Origin of the sequence: Methanomicrobium sp. W14 (assembly GCF_017875315.1) — an archaeon.
In the GTDB taxonomy this organism is placed as follows: Archaea; Halobacteriota; Methanomicrobia; order Methanomicrobiales; family Methanomicrobiaceae; genus Methanomicrobium.
The window spans coordinates 702,625-719,866 of the sequence record NZ_JAGGMM010000002.1 but is presented as its reverse complement, the minus strand read 5'-3'; the positions used below and the strand labels follow the sequence as shown (position 1 = coordinate 719,866).

Annotated in this window: 18 protein-coding genes; 6 read left to right on the top strand and 12 right to left on the bottom strand. The window is 45.3% G+C overall.

Going from position 1 to position 17,242, the window contains the following annotated elements; genetic code table 11:
* Positions 1–233 precede the first annotated feature (233 nt).
* The 3 genes from J2128_RS09335 to J2128_RS09325 are packed head-to-tail and all read right to left on the bottom strand — an operon-like array spanning position 234 to position 5,015.
* Positions 234–956, bottom strand: a complete 723-nt coding sequence (locus tag J2128_RS09335) for a ScpA family protein (RefSeq protein ID WP_209690851.1) — start codon at positions 954–956, stop codon at positions 234–236.
* Positions 949–4,389, bottom strand: coding sequence for a chromosome segregation protein SMC (smc, locus tag J2128_RS09330; RefSeq protein WP_209690850.1), 3,441 nt, complete (start codon positions 4,387–4,389; stop codon positions 949–951). Before smc ends, J2128_RS09335 begins: the two co-directional genes overlap by 8 nt.
* Positions 4,390–4,418: 29 nt before the next feature.
* Entirely contained in the window at positions 4,419–5,015 is a 597-nt protein-coding gene (locus J2128_RS09325) for a hypothetical protein (protein WP_209690849.1), read from the bottom strand.
* A gap of 176 nt (positions 5,016–5,191) precedes the next feature.
* Between J2128_RS09325 and glyA the strand changes: the two genes are divergently transcribed.
* The 4 genes from glyA to cofE are packed head-to-tail and all read left to right on the top strand — an operon-like array spanning position 5,192 to position 8,880.
* Positions 5,192–6,463, top strand: coding sequence for a serine hydroxymethyltransferase (glyA, locus tag J2128_RS09320; RefSeq protein WP_209690848.1), 1,272 nt, complete (start codon positions 5,192–5,194; stop codon positions 6,461–6,463).
* Positions 6,460–7,296 (top strand): bifunctional methylenetetrahydrofolate dehydrogenase/methenyltetrahydrofolate cyclohydrolase FolD, encoded by an 837-nt coding sequence (gene folD, locus J2128_RS09315; RefSeq protein WP_209690847.1) that lies wholly within the window; start codon positions 6,460–6,462, stop codon positions 7,294–7,296. The genes glyA and folD overlap by 4 nt, the downstream gene beginning before the upstream one ends.
* Positions 7,283–8,092 (top strand): dihydropteroate synthase, encoded by an 810-nt coding sequence (gene folP, locus J2128_RS09310; RefSeq protein WP_209690846.1) that lies wholly within the window; start codon positions 7,283–7,285, stop codon positions 8,090–8,092. Before folD ends, folP begins: the two co-directional genes overlap by 14 nt.
* A complete protein-coding gene (cofE, locus tag J2128_RS09305) occupies positions 8,092–8,880 on the top strand; it encodes a coenzyme F420-0:L-glutamate ligase (protein WP_209690845.1) in 789 nt (262 codons plus the stop codon). The genes folP and cofE overlap by 1 nt, the downstream gene beginning before the upstream one ends.
* Here cofE and cofC read toward each other — a convergent pair.
* The 8 genes from cofC to J2128_RS09265 all read right to left on the bottom strand — a co-directional run bounded on the left by cofC (position 8,818) and on the right by J2128_RS09265 (position 14,208).
* Positions 8,818–9,456 carry a 2-phospho-L-lactate guanylyltransferase gene (cofC, locus tag J2128_RS09300; RefSeq protein ID WP_209690905.1) on the bottom strand — a complete coding sequence of 213 codons (639 nt, stop codon included), beginning with the start codon at positions 9,454–9,456 and terminating at the stop codon, positions 8,818–8,820. The genes cofE and cofC overlap by 63 nt on opposite strands.
* A 222-nt stretch (positions 9,457–9,678) precedes the next feature.
* Entirely contained in the window at positions 9,679–9,975 is a 297-nt protein-coding gene (locus J2128_RS09295; protein WP_209690844.1) for a ferredoxin-thioredoxin reductase catalytic domain-containing protein, read from the bottom strand.
* 111 nt (positions 9,976–10,086) lie between these two features.
* Positions 10,087–10,782, bottom strand: coding sequence for a phosphoribosylformylglycinamidine synthase I (gene purQ / locus J2128_RS09290; RefSeq protein WP_209690843.1), 696 nt, complete (start codon positions 10,780–10,782; stop codon positions 10,087–10,089).
* On the bottom strand, positions 10,779–11,027 hold the full coding sequence (gene purS / locus J2128_RS09285) for a phosphoribosylformylglycinamidine synthase subunit PurS (RefSeq protein ID WP_209690842.1): 249 nt from the start codon (positions 11,025–11,027) through the stop codon (positions 10,779–10,781). Before purS ends, purQ begins: the two co-directional genes overlap by 4 nt.
* Positions 11,024–11,749, bottom strand: a complete 726-nt coding sequence (purC, locus tag J2128_RS09280; protein ID WP_209690841.1) for a phosphoribosylaminoimidazolesuccinocarboxamide synthase — start codon at positions 11,747–11,749, stop codon at positions 11,024–11,026. The genes purS and purC overlap by 4 nt, the downstream gene beginning before the upstream one ends.
* Positions 11,750–11,776: 27 nt before the next feature.
* Positions 11,777–12,766, bottom strand: coding sequence for a 7,8-didemethyl-8-hydroxy-5-deazariboflavin synthase subunit CofG (gene cofG, locus J2128_RS09275; RefSeq protein ID WP_209690840.1), 990 nt, complete (start codon positions 12,764–12,766; stop codon positions 11,777–11,779).
* A gap of 78 nt (positions 12,767–12,844) precedes the next feature.
* Entirely contained in the window at positions 12,845–13,846 is a 1,002-nt protein-coding gene (gene fen / locus J2128_RS09270) for a flap endonuclease-1 (protein ID WP_209690839.1), read from the bottom strand.
* A gap of 47 nt (positions 13,847–13,893) precedes the next feature.
* Positions 13,894–14,208, bottom strand: a complete 315-nt coding sequence (locus tag J2128_RS09265; protein ID WP_209690838.1) for a hypothetical protein — start codon at positions 14,206–14,208, stop codon at positions 13,894–13,896.
* Positions 14,209–14,424: 216 nt separating this feature from the next.
* Between J2128_RS09265 and J2128_RS09260 the strand changes: the two genes are divergently transcribed.
* Positions 14,425–15,339, top strand: coding sequence for a presenilin family intramembrane aspartyl protease PSH (locus J2128_RS09260; protein WP_209690837.1), 915 nt, complete (start codon positions 14,425–14,427; stop codon positions 15,337–15,339).
* Here J2128_RS09260 and J2128_RS09255 read toward each other — a convergent pair.
* Positions 15,272–16,249 carry a GTPase gene (locus J2128_RS09255; protein WP_209690836.1) on the bottom strand — a complete coding sequence of 326 codons (978 nt, stop codon included), beginning with the start codon at positions 16,247–16,249 and terminating at the stop codon, positions 15,272–15,274. The genes J2128_RS09260 and J2128_RS09255 overlap by 68 nt on opposite strands.
* Positions 16,250–16,294: 45 nt before the next feature.
* Between J2128_RS09255 and J2128_RS09250 the strand changes: the two genes are divergently transcribed.
* The gene (locus J2128_RS09250) at positions 16,295–17,173 is read left to right on the top strand and encodes a CBS domain-containing protein (protein WP_209690835.1); all 879 of its coding nucleotides are present in this window, start codon (positions 16,295–16,297) and stop codon (positions 17,171–17,173) included.
* The last annotated feature ends 69 nt before the right edge of the window (positions 17,174–17,242 follow it).

The window sequence follows — 17,242 nt, the reverse complement described above, 5'->3', positions numbered from 1 at the left end:
ATTTAAGGCCCTTTCGTGCCTTTTTCACCTGAATACTTCGGCCTTACAATGTGGTCTTTTGCAACTTATAAACCTTCCCTATTTGTTGCACATTTCCAACAATATTGCACGCACACACCACCCTCAATAACCGTTATCTGAAGGTTTTTTACTTAAATTTCCCACATCGCGCAAATCGCAGCAGTTCACCACAGAAGTTAAAAGAGGCATCGGCTCAAAAATCAGCCGGAAGATCATTCACTGTCAAAAGCCGAAGGTGACCACTCCGAAACCGTAATCTCCCCAAAGAATTCCTTCTGCTTTAAAACGACCCTGCCCTCAAGCATAAGGAACAAAAGCGGCAGGTAAACCGATCTGAGGTTTTTTCCCAGGTCAGAGCAAATTTCAGACATCGGGACTTCCTTCTCTTTTTCTGAAAGCTTATGGTAGCTGTCGTAAACCGTAGTCGCTGCATCTGAAAAGTCCTCGTCATGAGCGACACTGACAACGTCTTCGGCATCAAGGATTATTTCAGGCTGAATATCAGTCCTTCTCTGCCTGCGGCGAAACATTTTTTCGGCGGTCTTAAGCTCCTTTATAAGTTCATAAAGAGTGACAGGCCTTTTCCTGCGGTCTTTTCTCTTGATACGCCTCTGGATTTCACGTTCAAGCCTGTCAACAGGCTCCGCAAACTCATCCATCGAAAAGACGTCATCCTCGCCGAAACCTGAGTCCTCCTCGTAAAAATCACCCTCAGTCCCCGAAGATTCCTCGGGCTCATTAAGGTAATCCGACTTCATCCTGAGAAGAGTAGATGCGAAGAAAAGAGTTCTCCCGGATACCCTCAGGTCAAGCTTCTGCATTCTTTCAAGCTCAATCAGAAACCTGTCGGTAACCTCCACAATATTAATATTCCATGGATCAATCTCACCGGACTCGGCAAGTTTCACGAGAATTTCTACCGGTTCCTCATCCATTGCTCTTTACACCGGTAACGTACGTAGACTTGTCAGGCCTTACAGTAACGCCTATTATCCTGTCGGAACGCTCAATTGTAGGCTTTCTTAAGGAAACACATATAGTCTGGGCATTTTTGGAAAGCTCATTTATCATCGAGGACACCCTTTCGACATTCGAGCCGTCAAGCATCATATCAACCTCGTCAAGGGCATAGAACGGTGCCGGCATATACTGCTGGATAGAGAAAATAAAAGCAAGAGTCGTAAGAGACTTTTCTCCTCCAGAAAGTGAGGACAAAAGGTGCACCTTCTTCTCACGCGGCTGGACTGCAAATGTCATACCGCCGCTGAACGGATCATCATCATTTTCGAGAACGAGCTTTCCGTTACCTTCGGTAAGGCGGGCGAATATCTTCCTGAAATTTGCGTCGATGGCCCTGAAAGCCTCCATAAAAGATTCATATTTCATCTTTTCATAATGCTCTATACGTTCAAGGATGTTAGCCCTCTCCTTTGACAAAACGTCCTTTCTCGAAGACCTCTCACTGACACGCTCACTCGTTTTGTCGTACTCCTCTATGGCAAGCATATTGACAGCGCCGAGCTTTTTTATCTCCCGTTCCGATTTTTCAATTCCAGCCTCTATTTCAGGAAGTGCCATATCGGTTTCAATACCTTTGGCCTCCTCACGAAGTTCGTTTATCTGGCCTACAAGAGTATTCTTTCTCTCGGCAAGAGATGCAGTTGCAAGTTTTACTTTCTCGCACTCGCTGTCGATTTCAATTATACGTTTTTCCCCGGTGAAAATCTCGTCTTTTAAGGCATCCCGCTTCTTCTGGAGTTCATTGAGTTCATCGGAAAACGCCACGCGCTTCTTTTCAAGTTCATCAATCAGGACCCTGCTTTCGGAAATCCTATCATAAAGGGATTTTATCTCCTCGTCAGAATTCTTTATATCCTCCTCGATGTTCTCCCTTTCCTCCGTCATCTCCTCAAGACGTTTTGTATAGTGGGCCTTCTCCCTCTGGCTGTCCTCAATATCGTAATCCTTGTTTTTAAGCCGGCGTTCGTCGTCCTCGGTCTTCCTGCGAAGTTCCTCGTATTTCTCGGAAAGTTCAGGAATTCCGGTGTCGGAAAGCTCTTTTTTAAGTTTTTCCGACTCTTCTGAAATTGAATTTATCTCGTCGCTTATACTTTTCAGGGACTCTTCAAGGGCAGAAAGCTTCTCGCTTCCTGACTTGACCTCACCCTCCATCTCACTGCGGCGGGCCAAAATGGATGTTTTTTCGTTTTCAAGCTCTTTCAGGCGCCTTTCAGTCTCATCGCACAAAAATTGTGACTTTGACATCTGGTCATCAATTTTCGCTTTGCGAACCCTTTTGCTGTCGGATTCGGAAGAATATCTTGAAACTGCTTCCTGGATTACGGAATCCTCCTGCGACAGCTCAGACATGGAAATTCTTATTTTTTCTATTTCATCGTCGGCAGACAACCCGAACCCGGCCATTTTTTTCTGGACAGAACCTCCGGTCATCGCCCCGGCCTTCTCCACCAGGTCGCCTGAAAGAGTGACCATCCTGTACTGCCCAATCATGCTCCTTGCAGTTTCAAGATCCTTTACAACGACAGTCGCACCAAAAACGTACCTGAACACAACATCATAAAGCGGGTCATAGTCCAGAAGGTTAACAGCATAGTCAATGATTTTGCCTTTGTTCAGTGGCGGTAGATTTGGCGCACGGAGTTTGTTCAGGGGAAGGAAAGTGGCACGCCCGAGCCTGTTGTCACGAAGGTATCTTATGCCGTCGGCAGCAACCCTGTCGCTTTCGCAGACGATATTTCTCAGTCTCCCTCCGGCGGCTACGTTAAGGGCGGTTGCGTACTCGGACGGTGCTTTTCCCAACTGGCCTACACTTCCGAACACCCCGTCCATTCCAAGAATTGCAGCCATTTCGCGTCCGCCGGGACTCCCTGAAGCATTCTGCTGGGCTTCAAGCCGCATGAGCTCCCTCTCTTTGGACTTCAGGTCAGACCTTATTTTTTCAAGAGCGGAGCGGTTTTCAAAAAGTTTCGCCTCAATTTTGGAAAGTTCGGTTTCAATAACAGACTTTTCGGCGTTCAGTGAGTCAAGAAGTTTTTTATGCTCTTTCACCTGGCCCGACTTTTCACCGATTTCAAGGTCTGCCTGCCTTATTCTTGATTCGATGCGCTCCTTCTCTTCTGTACGCATCCTGCTCTTTTCAATAAGAATATCCTGTTCACGCAGAATGTCTGACCTTTTACCCTTCTTCTCCTCAAGAGAGTTAATCAGAGAGAAAAGCTTCTCCTTTGCACCCTCGACTGCCTGGCTCTTCTCATCAAGGTCACCTTTGACATTTTCAAGTTCTGCACGTGCTTCGCAGAGCCCCATATTCAGGTTGGAGCGGTCTATAGAAAGGTCGCGGATTTTGTCGGTTATTTCCGCGACCCTTGACTCTGCACGCCTGGAGTCCAGAAAAATCTTTTGAATCGACTCTTTTTTTGTCTCTTTCTCACGTGAAAGCTTCTCTATAGTCTGGTTTGACAGGCTGATTTTTCCCTTTGCGCTTTCAATTTCAGAGAGAAGAGACAAATACTCTGAACCGCTTTTTTCGTTGATCTCAGCCTCAAGCATACCCAGATTCTCTTTGAGAGAGGATATTTCTGATTCAGCTTCCATGCGACCAGACGAAAGAGACTTTATTTTTTCAGCCTGGTCCGATTCAAGAGAGGAAATTCCCGAAAGCTCTTTTTCGCACTCATTCAGCCTGGCGGCTGACATGCAGCTTTTAAAATATTCAAGACTTTCCTTGAGTTTTAGATAGGCTTCGGCATGCTTTTTTTCGGTCTCAAGTTCACACAGCCTTTTCTGAAGTTCCGCAAGGAGAAGTTCTTCCCTTTCAATTCTTTCCCTGACTACCTCAAGTTCTGATAAAGACTGCTCTTTTTTCTTGTCAAACTCGGACACACCTGCGATTTCATCTATTATTTTTCTTCTTTCGGAGTCGCTCATTTCAGTTATGCGCGTAATATCTCCCTGCATTACGACATTATAACCTTCAGATTTTATCCCTAACCTTGCAAGAAACTCAACTACATCACTCTGCTTGCATGCACGGTCATTAATATAGTTATAGCTGTAGTAGCCGTGGGGGGTCCTTTTTATTTTACGGCGTATTCTGGTCCCGTCAGAAAATTCGATAGAAACTTCAGCCGTATTTTTATTTGTATTAAGATTTATAAGATCAGTAAGCTTTTCAGCCCGAAGCCCGCGTGCACTTGAAAGTGCAAGACAAAAGAGAATGCTGTCTATAATATTGCTTTTGCCCGAACCGTTCGGTCCGGATACAACAGTGAAACCTTCATAAAACGGGATTTTGGTTTTTTTCCCAAAAGACTTGAAATTGTCTATTTCCAGCTCGGTTATATACAATGGCAGTATACTCCTGAAGACTCAAGTATTTATCTTCTTTTTCTCTTTATTTCAACAGTATCGTCATCATCCGCATATATAAGCGGTTTTCTGTCAATGGAGTCGCGTTCTCCGCGCCTGCGCATCATATTGCGGTTTCCTCCGCCCTTGTTGTCCGCAATTATCATATCGTCGCCAATTTTGGTTTCCCGCTTCATAGTCCCGTCAGGCTGAATAATCATTGCTTCCCCGGGATCTTCGTCAAAGTCATCCGCCTCTTCCTGCTTTGGAGATGCATCAGACTTTAACGCGGACTTTCTCTCGGCGACTACCTTTGGGGACTCAACAAGAGGGTACTTCTTTGACTTTGAATCCGCAGGAACCTTCGCCTGCGCAGAATTCATGTCCACTGCCTTCGATATCTTCTGGACGCATGCCTTTAAGTCAAGCATTTCAGCAGTAAGACCTCTTACAAGACCGTCAATCTCTTTCAGGTCCCTCTCTATTTTCAATACACGCTCTTCGCTTACAGGGCCGTTGGTATTATATTCATGAATGCTGTCTCTTAACATCTGAATTTCCCGCTCCTTCTCTTCAACTATATGCTCAAGATCTCTTATCTTCGCATCACTGTCATTTGCTTCCATTTAAGACTCTCCCCGGATATATGAAAAGTAATCTTATATGTTTAATAATATTCTTATGTTGAATGCGCTTTTTATAGATATTTCCTTTCCTTATGGGAAGACGGAAGATGCAGGAAGTACCTGAAGACAGGCAGTGCCAAAATAATATAATCAGATTAAAACCAACATTTCTCCATATGTCTTATCTGGCCGATTCTGACCCGGAAGTCTATAATATTATAGAGAAAGAGCGCCTCCGTCAGGTTAACGGACTGGAGCTCATAGCTTCGGAAAATGTAGTTAGCAAAGCCGTTCTGGAAGCCGTTGGCTCCATAATGACAAACAAATACGCCGAGGGATACCCCGGAAAAAGGTATTATGGCGGCTGTGAATTCCATGATATGGTCGAAAACCTTGCAAGAAACCGTCTCTGTAAACTCTTCGGTGCAGAGCATGCTAACGTCCAGGCAGTTTCAGGAAGCCAGGCAAACCAGGCCGTATACTTCGCTTTCATGAAACACAATGACAAGATGATGAGCCAGGACCTCTCGCAGGGTGGTCATCTCTCGCACGGGTCACCTGTGAACATTACAGGAAAATGGTATTCAGTCTCCCACTATGGTGTCGACAAGGAGACAGAGATGCTTGATTATGCACAGATCGCCGAACAGGCAAGAAAAGAGAAGCCAAAGATGATTGTCTGCGGCGCAAGTGCATACCCGCGCATCATTGACTTCAAGGCGTTCAAGGAAATTGCAGAGGATGCCGGCGCATACTGTATGGCGGATATCGCACACATCGCAGGCCTTGTCGCAGCAGGACAGCACCCCACATCAGTGGGTGTTGTAGACATCACAACAACGACCACACACAAGACACTCAGAGGCCCCCGCGGGGGAGCAATCATGTGCTCAGAGGAATATGCAAAGGATATCGACAAATCAGTGTTTCCGGGAATGCAGGGCGGACCTCTCATGCACGTCATCGCCGGAAAGGCCGTATGCTTCAGAGAGGCGCTTACACCGTCATTTAAGGAATACGCAAAACAGATAATCAAAAACTCGCGGGCTCTTGCAAAAGTGCTCATGGACGAAGGGTTTGACCTTGTATCCGGCGGAACTGACAACCACCTGATGCTTCTCGACCTTACAAATGTAGGCACAAATGGTGACCACATGACTGGCCTTGAGGCGGAAACAGTCCTCGGACAGGCTGGAATAACGGTCAACAAAAACACAATCCCGCGCGAAAAACTCAGTCCTTTCGTAACAAGCGGCCTTAGAATCGGAACTCCGGCCGTTACATCCCGCGGAATGAAAGAGAAGGAAATGGAACAGATAGGCGCCTGGATATCAAGAGTATTAAAAGACGTATCAAAAAACAAGGATTCAAAGACAGAAATTGCACAGGTCAAGAAGGAAGTAACTGAATTCGCTGGGAAATTCCCCCTTTATCCTGAAGTATCATGATTATAAACGGAAAAGAAATCTCTGAAAAGAGACTCGCGGTATTAAAGGATGAGATTTCAAAATCCGGCCTCTCACCATGCCTTGCAACCATCATCGTCGGTGAAGACCCGGCGTCACAGATGTATGTAAGAATGAAGCACAAGGCCTGTGGTGAGGTCGGCATCAAATCGGCCGGAATTACACTCTCCTCAGACCTTAAAACCGAAGAAATAATTTCCGAGGTCTCAAAGCTGAACTCCGACCCGTCAGTTCATGGAATACTTGTCCAGCTCCCGCTCCCGAAGCATGTGGATACAAGAGCTGTAATAACTGCGGTTTCTCCGGACAAGGACGTTGACGGTTTTCACCCTTACAACTCGGGACTTCTGTTCAGCGGAAGGCCTGATTTCGTCCCATGCACACCCGGAGGAATCATGACTCTTCTGAAAGAGTACAAAATCAAAACGGCAGGGAAGAAAGCTGTTGTTGCAGGAAGATCGGTTGACGTAGGAAGGCCAATGGCTGCACTTTTGTTAAACGCAGATGCAACGGTCACAATATGCCATTCGAAGACCTCAAACCTTGAAGAAGAGATGAAGTCAGCCGATATTCTTGTCAGTGCAATAGGAAAGGCAAAATTTGTCGGTCCTGACATGGTGAAAAAAGGTGCCGTTGTAATAGATGTCGGTATAAACAGGGATGAAAACGGAAAACTCTGCGGGGACGTCGATTTTGAAGCAGTTAGGGACAAAGTGTATGCAATAACTCCTGTCCCGGGAGGAGTAGGACCTATGACAATTGCAACGCTTATGGAAAACACCTTTACTTCGGCAAAGAAGCATGCAGAACTGTAAAATAAACAATATTGAAGTGGGAAGCGGCCAGCCCGTAAGGCTTATGGGCGTTATCAACTGCAGCCCCGAATCCTTTTTTTCAGGCTCCTATATTCCCCCCGGCAAGACATACAAAAAAGCGTGCGAGATGGTCGAAAACGGCGCTGACATTATAGACGTCGGTGCAAGGAGCACTGCGCCCAACTCTCCGGATATAACAGTTTCAGAAGAGATTGAAAGACTTTCTGCGACACTTAAAGAGTTTTCAGGAAGCGGAATTCCTATATCCGTTGACACTATGTATCCAAAGGTCCTCTCCGCATGTTTAAGATATGACATTCACTGTATAAACGACATCACAGGATTTGCAAATAAGGAGTTTGCAAAGATTTCAGGAGACAGCGGCCTTCCGGCAGTTCTCATGGCAACCAATGAAATACCCGGAGACCCCAAAGGATTTGATGCTGTCTACAAAACACTTGAAGACGTAACAAAAAGAGCTGAAAAGGTTGGCGTTTCAGAGTACATTCTTGACCCTGCAATAGGCAAGTGGACGGAGGAGAGAACACTTGAAGACGACTGGGAGATTTGCAGAAAATTTTCAGGATTTCTTAACCTGGACAGACCTGTACTTGCCGCAGTTTCCAGGAAAACATTCATAGGTGATTTGGTTAAGGCCCCCCCGCAGGGAAGACTTTCAGGGACACTTGCCGTAACGTATGGTCTCCTGGAAGAAGGCGCATCAATCGTGCGTGCACATGATGTCCGCGATACAAAGGATTTAATCAAAGTATTTGAAAAGATAAACAGATCATAATGGAAAGCTCTTTTCAGGTTTTTGGAATCAAGACAAAGATCATTACCCCGGGTGATGACATCCCTGAAATAATCACGGACGGGGCAAAACAGGCGGGAGGAATTTTTGACGGTGACATTATTGCCGTTGCCGAAAGTGCACTTGCAACATCCGAGAACTGCATCGTAGACCTTTCCGGAATCACCCCTTCCGACAAGGCTTACGAATATGAAAAACGCTATAAAATCGATGCGAGGCTTGCCGAGGTCGTAATGTCTGAAAGCGACTCCGTAAAAGGCGGAATTCCGGGGTTTCTCCTGTGTATGAAAAACGGCACTCTCCTCCCGAACGCCGGGATTGACGCTTCAAATGCACCCCGCGGATGTGTCGTGACACTCCCGAAGGACCCGGACAAAAGTGCAAAGAAAATATACGAAGCAATTCTGGAAAAAACAGGCAAAAAAACCGGTGTTCTTATTATAGATTCAAGAACCCATGCAATGCGCCTCGGGTGCTCCGGTGTTGCAATAGGGTGCTTCGGTGTTTGCGCAATAACGGATGAGAGAGGAAAAAAAGACCTTTTCGGACATGAACTTGAGGTCACAAGACGTGCAATAGGCGACAACATCTCTTCAGCGGCAGAACTTGTTATGGGAGAGTCAAATGAATGCACCCCTGTTGCAATCATAAGGGGGCTTTCCGGCTATGTCTCCAAAAAAAGCTGCGGTGTTGAGTCTATAAAGCCGTCAGAATGCCTCTTCATGGGGGTTGCGATGCACTCCAACCCTGCCCTTTTCAATAGAGACTGAGATTCCAAGGCTTTCCAGGTACTTTCTGCTTTTTCCTTCGCTGTGAAGGAATATCTCAACAAGGTCTTCTTTCTCGTCAATATCTGTTGAAAGACGGAACGAATCAATCACTTCAACTGTAAGCCCCTGCTCTTTTGCTATATTCATATGATCAACGAAGCTTGCACCGTAAAAGTCCACATGAAACTTCTGCGGGTCCCTGACAAAAATAGAATTGGTTCCGCCACCGCGACCTGGAACCATTGCACAGTCTTTTTCTGTTGAGATTATCTTTTTTATCAGCTCCTTTGTAAGAAGAGGGATATCCGACATGAATATAAGAACAGGGCCTCTGATGTCTGAAAGATACATGTTTAAGGCCTCGTTTAAGCCAAGCTCCATCACGACCGTCTCTGCTCCGGGAAAATTCATCTCAGTTGTCGAAAGTATAACCGGACTGCACCCTGCACGGGATATCGCAAAAACCACATCCTCAAGCATTGACATTGCGAACTGCTCCCGTTCTTCCCGGCTCAAAATACAGGAAAGACGGGTCTTCGGGTTTGTAGGACGAAAAGGAATTACCGCATTAACCATTGCTATCAAAGGGTACATACTGATTCGTTTTAAAGCGTTCGGAATTATCCCCGGTTTTGACGAAGTCAGTTGACAGCCTTTTACAATAATAACCGCGGGAATTTAAAAACATGAATTACGGGATTCTTCATTTTCTGAAGTCACAAAAAAAGAACAGGGCTTAAAACAACCGTTTCACAAGAACAGTTTCAAAGACCCGGAAATTACATTTTTTAAGAATAATTATTTGAAGAAGAGACGGCAGTGGCAGTTGCCGTCGTCTTTTATCTCGTCTTTGTGGTATATGCACGGGCATATAATCTCTTTGTCCTTTTCGGGGTCACCGGAACGCAGCCTGCACGGGCAGTACCTCTCGCCCAACCTGACCTTGTTTCTTGCAAGACCTTTTAATACGGATGAAAGCTGCTTTTCATCAGGGTTCAGTTTCCAGTTGTTTTCTTCGGCATAACCTTTTGCCCATGCCTTTATATCTTCAGAAAGTTCCTTTAAATCGTCTTCATGTGTGGTATCTGCTGTCATAAATTTCCGTTTTCTCCCATTGCCATTTTATTGAGGATGCAATTTTAAAAATGAAAATTAGTTAAATGATTTATGGAAAGGATGTTTACATAACTTTTACGGCTCTGACATCTACATGGACTCGGCATATTTTATCATCGAATCAAAAATTTTCTTACCGTCAGATGAACCCAGAATATCTTCAGACGCCCTCTCGGGATGGGGCATCATCAGAAGGACATTGTCATTCTTTCCGAGGACTCCGGTAATATTGCCTGCCGAACCGTTAGGATTTGACTGCGGTGTAACTTCACCGTTCTCATCGCAGAAACGAAAAGCAACCCTTTCCTCATCTTCAAGATGCTTTAATACGTCGGCCGGTGCGACAAATCTTCCTTCTTTATGTGCAATTGGTATCTTTACGACCTCTCCCTCGCGATAAAGGGAGGTAAAAGGCGACGAATTGTTCTCAACTCTGAGGCATACCTTTCTGCAGACAAATTTTGGGTACTCGTTTATTGTAAATACACCGGGGATGAGACCGGCTTCAGCGCCAATCTGGGCACCGTTACAGATTCCAAGAATGAGACCACCCTTTTCAGAATGCCTGACAAGGTCCTTCATTACAGGAGTCCTCGCGGCGATTGCACCCGCACGGAGGTAATCACCGTATGAAAAACCCCCGGGAATAACGACTCCTTCGTAATCCCTCTTCAGCCCGTCCTTGTACCAGACAAGATCGGTGTCCACTCCGCAGACGTCCTCCAGAACATGGACTGCATCCCTGTCGCAGTTGCTCCCTCCAAACTGAAGAACAGCAAACCTCATAACTGTTTTACCTCTACTGAGTAGCTGTGAATAACGGGGTTTGCAAGAAGCCTGACGCACATCTCCTCAGCCTGTTTCTTTGCTTCCTGCTCGTTTTCGGCCTCAATGCCTATATCAAAGACCCTTGAAGTCCTGAGGGATTCTGTCTCGAATCCAAGGTCTGACAATGCGTGCTGGATGGCACGCGCCTCAGGGTTAAGCATCCCGCTTTTAAGCGAAATCATAATTCTTACTTCAAAATTCATTTAAGATGCTCCCTCTTCCATTCATCTATCTTCTCAACAACTTTTGCATACGCAGTCATGACATCACCTTTGTTGAAGCGGTAAACATCCTTGTCAAACGATTCGCGGGTCTTCTTGTCCCACAGGCGCATGGAGTCCATGCTTATCTCATCGCCAAGAAGAATGGTATCTTTGTACCTCCCGAATTCGACCTTGAAGTCCACAAAGATTAATCCGAGTTCGTCAAAGAATTCATAAAGAAGTTTGTTTATCTTAAGCGTTACGGCTTTAATCTCCTTTAATTCTTCAGGAGTCACAAGGCCGAGGGCGATTATAAGGTCGTCGTTTAAAGAAGGGTCCCCTTTCTCGTCGTCCTTGTAGTCGGTTACAATGACAGGCGGGTTTAAGACCTGCCCTTCCTTAAACGGCAGCTTTTTTACAATAGAGCCTGCGGCCACGTTGCGCGCAATGACTTCCAGCGGTATCATCTGAAGCTTTTTTACGACCATCGTGTGATCATCAAGCATTTTAATGAAATGTGTTTTCACACCGTTTTTCTCAAGGTAGTCAAAGAAAAATGCCGACACCGCGGCATTATATGCCCCTTTTCCCTGAAAACTGTCTTTTTTAACGCCGTTGAAGGCTGTCATGTCATCACGGAAACAGGTGATGAGTTCGTCATCCTTTTCGGATTTATACAGTGATTTTGCCTTTCCCTCGTAGAGAAGCTCTCCAAATTCCATAGTTATTTACAACCTCGAAAAAGTCTCTTATATTATATCGCTTCTATTGTGAATATCTTTGTTCAATTTATCAATGAGCACCTTAAGACCCGGAGGGTACCATCCCAAATCAATATATTTCCGGTATATGCAAAGTCTCTCTTTCAATTTCCTTTTTCCCGCAATTTTCTTCAGTTCACTGATTGCAGGCCACGGGTGTTCGGGGTTTACATAATCTACCGTAACCGGCGAAACTCCTCCCAGGTCATCTACGCCGCAGTCTATCAGAAGAGAGGCGTCGATAAGATTGGGAGGTATCTGAATGCTTATGTCACCGGAAAGTATCTCGTTTGCAAGCCGCAGGGTCTCGCAGATTTCCTCTGTCTTCGGGACCGGCCACTTTTCCATATCAGTTCCTGGTTTCGGGCAGAAATTCTGGATTATAATCTCCTGGATGTTTCCGTAACGCCTGTGAATCCCTTCTATCGTCTCAAGAGACTCTTCACGGTCAGACATCTTTTCACCGATTCCAAGGAGAAGACCTGTCGTAAAGGGTATCCTGAGCTTTCCGGCATCCTCAATCATCGCAATCCTTACATCCGGGTCTTTTCCGGGGCTGTTTCTGTGTGCCGGAATCACGGCGGTCGTCTCAAGCATAAGGCCCATACTTGCATTGACCTCCTTTAGCCGCTCAAGTTCGTTGTAGTCGAGAATCCCTGCATTCGTATGCGGAAGAAGACCGGCCTCGCAGGCTTTTTTGCACATTGAATAGCAGAAGTCAAGTATTGAGCTGTAACCTGACTTTTTCAGGTATCCTGAAAATCCCGGCTCAAGCTCAGGCTTTTCACCGAAAGTAAAAAGCGCCTCCGTACACCCGAAAGAGGCACCTTTATGAAGCGTGTCAAGGACGTCCTCCTCTTTCATAATACAGCCATCCTTTACAGGCTCTCTGAATATACAGTATGCGCAGCGGTTGCGGCACACATTTGTAAGGGGCAAAAAAACATTCCGTGAATAAGTCAGGTAACTTCTCTGCATGACAATATTTTATTAGGTTTTGTCTGATATTTCAACCAATCGAAAAAAACAGGAAGTTGTCAGGGAGAATATTTTGGATCAAAACCACTGTTCCAGGGTTTTCTGCCCGTTTTTATGGTTTAGTTTTTCAAGGACGGGATCGATTCTTCCGGCTGAAAACTCATATTCGCCGCACAAAAATTCTCTTACACCGTCAGTGTCGCAGGACTTCCATTTTAAATCGTACTCACTTGTATACGGGGGAGAGGAAAAAAACTCAACCACAGGTTCAGGGTCAAAACCAGGCATTTTTTCAGCCGCATATTTATTAAATTCCCCTTTTCTGACTATCTTTAATGCAGTCTTCGCCCCGACGCCATGAACACCATCGTTGAAGTCGGTCCCAATGAGAACTCCTATCTCTATAAGGTTTTCACGTGATATTCCAAGACCCGCGAGTACTTCAGAGAGGACTATCTTTTCAGGCTCAACCGAAACGGTCCGGCCCCTAACCTTTCTTTTCCTGCTCACTGTCAGGTTTCTTACAAGTCTTTCGGCTCCGAATAAAAGAGAATCATAGTCCTGGGAGACCGAGTACGAAACGTCCCCCTTAGCGGCCATAACGGCCGCCTGCGCCTCACCCTCGCTTGGTGCATCAAGGTAAGGAACACCCATCAGGTCAAGAAGCTTCTTTGAAGTCCTGACTGTCTCACCGTCAACCCTTGTCGCGGAACGTGCCTGCCGGAATGCTTCTTTTATGTCGCCTTCACGGACTGCCATCTTGTAGGCGTCCTCTGCCTTACTCTTTATCTCACGCCTTGCTTCAATAGTCCCCGCTTTGAATTCAGGCGGTTTGCCGTCAAACACAAACACCGGACGCATACCGTTTTCAAGGAAATTTGAGACTCTGAAAAAAAGGCCTGACAGGTGCGATGTCACGCGGCCCCGGCTGTCCATAAGAGGCGTCCCGTCAGGCTGCCTTATCGTGGTAAGGAACTGGTAGAGTGCATTGTTTCCGTCAAATGCACAGTCTCCTGAAAGTTCATTCCATTCCGTTTTTTTCTTGTAGTCAGCAAGAATATCCCTTATAGCAACTCCCATAATATATTCACCATAAAATTAGGAGCTGATGCATAAAAAAAGCAGGTTCACCTGTAAACTCGTCTCGACAAAGCCTCAACCACATTTTCGACCTCGTATGACATATCTTCACATCTCTGGTTGACACTTTTTGTGACTTCATCAAGATTTATTCTCATCGTCCTTTCCCTGTTTGCAATGGTCCTCTCAAGATTTTTTATCTTTCTGCACAGGGACAGTATAAGACCTGCAAGTGATATCATCATAAGCCCTGTTGAAACTGCAACAATCCAGTCCTGCCAGAGTCTGACTACCATAGCAAGAGTGGAAACGACAAGCAGTATCGCAAGAACTACATCTTTGGTACCTTCGGGATCATCCATGCATTTAAATGCATACAGACTGCTTATTAATCTAACTATTATATTAGGCAGGAATATATCATTATATAACAATTAATAGAGGGACAGTCATAAAAGCGAAAAACTGACATGATTAATACATCTTTAATAACAGACAACAACAGACCTGAAAAAGACACTATCTGCCAGTCCTGACAATGAATAATACAGGCATTTTTTGCGCGGAGAATACGACATATGAAAAGAGATGAAATTTTACCTTTTATCGCAATGGGTATAATGCTTGTAATTGTACAGGCCATTGCACTTCTTCTTTCACCAGTTATGAGCGATGCCGGCTACACAGCTTTTGAAGACCCGAATGCAATTGAAAACACGGTATACTTCTTTGCAATACTTTTGATATTTACAGCTGTAATGCTTCTTTTGATTAAACACAAGGGAAAAAAAATACTCAGCTGGATTATAGGGGCCTCGATATTTCTTGTGTTTATCTACATATTCGCAGCCGTTTTCGGAATATTTCTGGAAAATACAATTATAGCTGCAGTCCTTACGGCCGCATTTTCGGCAGTTGCAACATACCTTCTCTACAAATACCCGGAATGGTACGTAATCGATATCCTTGGAATCCTTATCTGCGCAGGTTCTGCATCAATATTCGGAATATCGCTCGAAGTATTTCCTGTTATCGTCCTCCTTGTCCTCCTTGCCCTGTATGACGCAATATCAGTTTACAAAACAAAGCATATGTTAACCCTTGCAAACGGGGTCATAAGCACAAAAGCACCGATTCTTGTTGTAATCCCAAAAACCAGAAAATATTCATACATAAAGGAAGGAATCGGGATAGACAAGGACAAAAGCGAACGCGGGGCTTTCATGATGGGCATGGGAGACCTTATAATGCCTTCAATTCTTGTAGTCTCCTCGTACATCTGGCTTGAGGCCCCGAAAGTATTCCTGGGGATAAGCATCCCGACACTGACAGCAGTTCTTGGATCGCTTGCAGGTCTCGGACTTCTGTTATATTATGTCGCAAAAGGAAATGCCCAGGCAGGACTTCCTGCCCTGAACGGCGGAGTTATTCTGGGATTTCTTTTTGGTTGCGCGATATCAGGTTCTTGGGACTGGATTTTAGGTATTCTCTAATCATTGAGACTACATCATCCACACCTTCTCCTGATACCGTTGACATGTTGGGATACCCGGAAAGCTCCTTCATATCGGATTTGTTCACAACAACTTCAAAGGGAACATCTTTTGCCGCTTCTTTAAGACTTTCCATAAGATTCATCTGCGACTCAATCGAATACCCGCACGCTTCGCTTGCGTCGGCTATGAACATGATTAAATCCGCAAGATTGGTTATTGCAGAAAACGCCTGAAGCTCTATATCGTTTCTGTCCTCAACAGGCCTGTCAAGGATACCGGGGGTGTCCACAATCTGTATCCTGTCCCGGCCTACCGCGTGATGACCCACAATTATTCTTTTGGTCGTGAATGCATATCCCGCTACTTCAGAGGAAGCAGAGGATACAAGATTTATGAAAGAAGACTTCCCTACATTGGGGTAGCCCGCAACAACGACAGTAAATTCATCCCTTCTTATATCAGGGAGTTTTCTCAGTACATTTCTCGCCTCATTCAGGTACTTCAGGTCTTTGTCTACCTGGTGCACAATGGATGATATCCTTGCAGTAGCCTGTTTTCTCAGAGTGTTCGTATCGGACGACTCCCTCATGCTTCTTGCATATGAGCCGCCGACAGTCCTGGCAGTCTCCGCAGCCCACTTGAGCGCACCAAGAGAATGCCTTATTTTATCGACACTAAACAGGATATTCACAAGGTCGGTATAAAACTGCGGCAGTTCATCGAAGTTAGGGAACTTCTGAACCGTATCCGTAAGCTTGTCATAGACCGAACTGTATATCGCCCGTATGAACTCCTCGTTTGCGCGGTCTTTGTTCGTCTTCTCCCTTTTAAACGCTGCTGCACGTCTAAGCGACCGATCCAGTATCTCGTCTGCGGTCGGAATAGTTGGTATGTTCTCGAATTCCACAAAAAACCCGAATAGTATATATGTGTAACATTATGAATTATCCTTATGGAATTATCCCTCATCCAGAAAGATATTCTAATTACCCTTATCACCCTTTACCACCAGAAATCATCCGCAATAAAAGGTGAGGGTATTGCGGAGGTTTTAAAAAGAAACCCCGGTACTGTCAGAAACCAGATGCAGGCGCTAAAGGCCCTGGGACTTGTTGACGGGGTTCCCGGGCCGAAAGGCGGGTATACACCTACATCTGCCGCATACAAAGAGCTTAACCTTAATGATTATGAAAAAGAGTCTAAAGTTCCGATTCAGAGGGGAAACGTCCTTACAAAGGGCGTAAACGTTTCGGAAATCGATTTTACCACACTGTGTCACCCTGACCTGTGCCATGCCGTAATAAAGCTCATCGGAAGCGTAAAGGCTTTCGAGATTGGCGATGAGGTGACAATCGGGCCGTCCCCTGTAAACAGGCTCCTTGTAAAAGGAGAAATCTACGGAAAAGACGAAGTGTCCCAGTCTCTTCTCATAACAATTTCAGAGATAATATCCCTTCCGAAAAAACAAATTAGGTATTATATGAGCTCCCCGGTGTTTACCCTTGAAAGGGGAAGTACGTTTAGGGAAGCAATCCACCTCTTTTCAGAAAAAAAGATTCACGGCGCTCCTGTTACCGACAGGGGAAGACTTGCGGGAATCATCACCTTAAGCGATATCGCAAAAGGAATAGACAGGGAAGGAACACTTGACATAAATGTTGAAAAATACATGACCTATGACGTGATTATCGTATCACCCAAGGTAAACTTATATGAAGTCATCGGGCGCTTTAAGGAGCAGAAAATAGGCCGTGTCGTTATAATGGAAGAGGAAAGGCCTGTCGGAATTCTTACGCAGTCTGATGTCATCAAGGTATTCCCGGCATTATAAAAGAAATTAAGACCAATTTTACGGTCACGCACGGAAACAGGGTTTTAATACATCTTTTATTTGAAATCC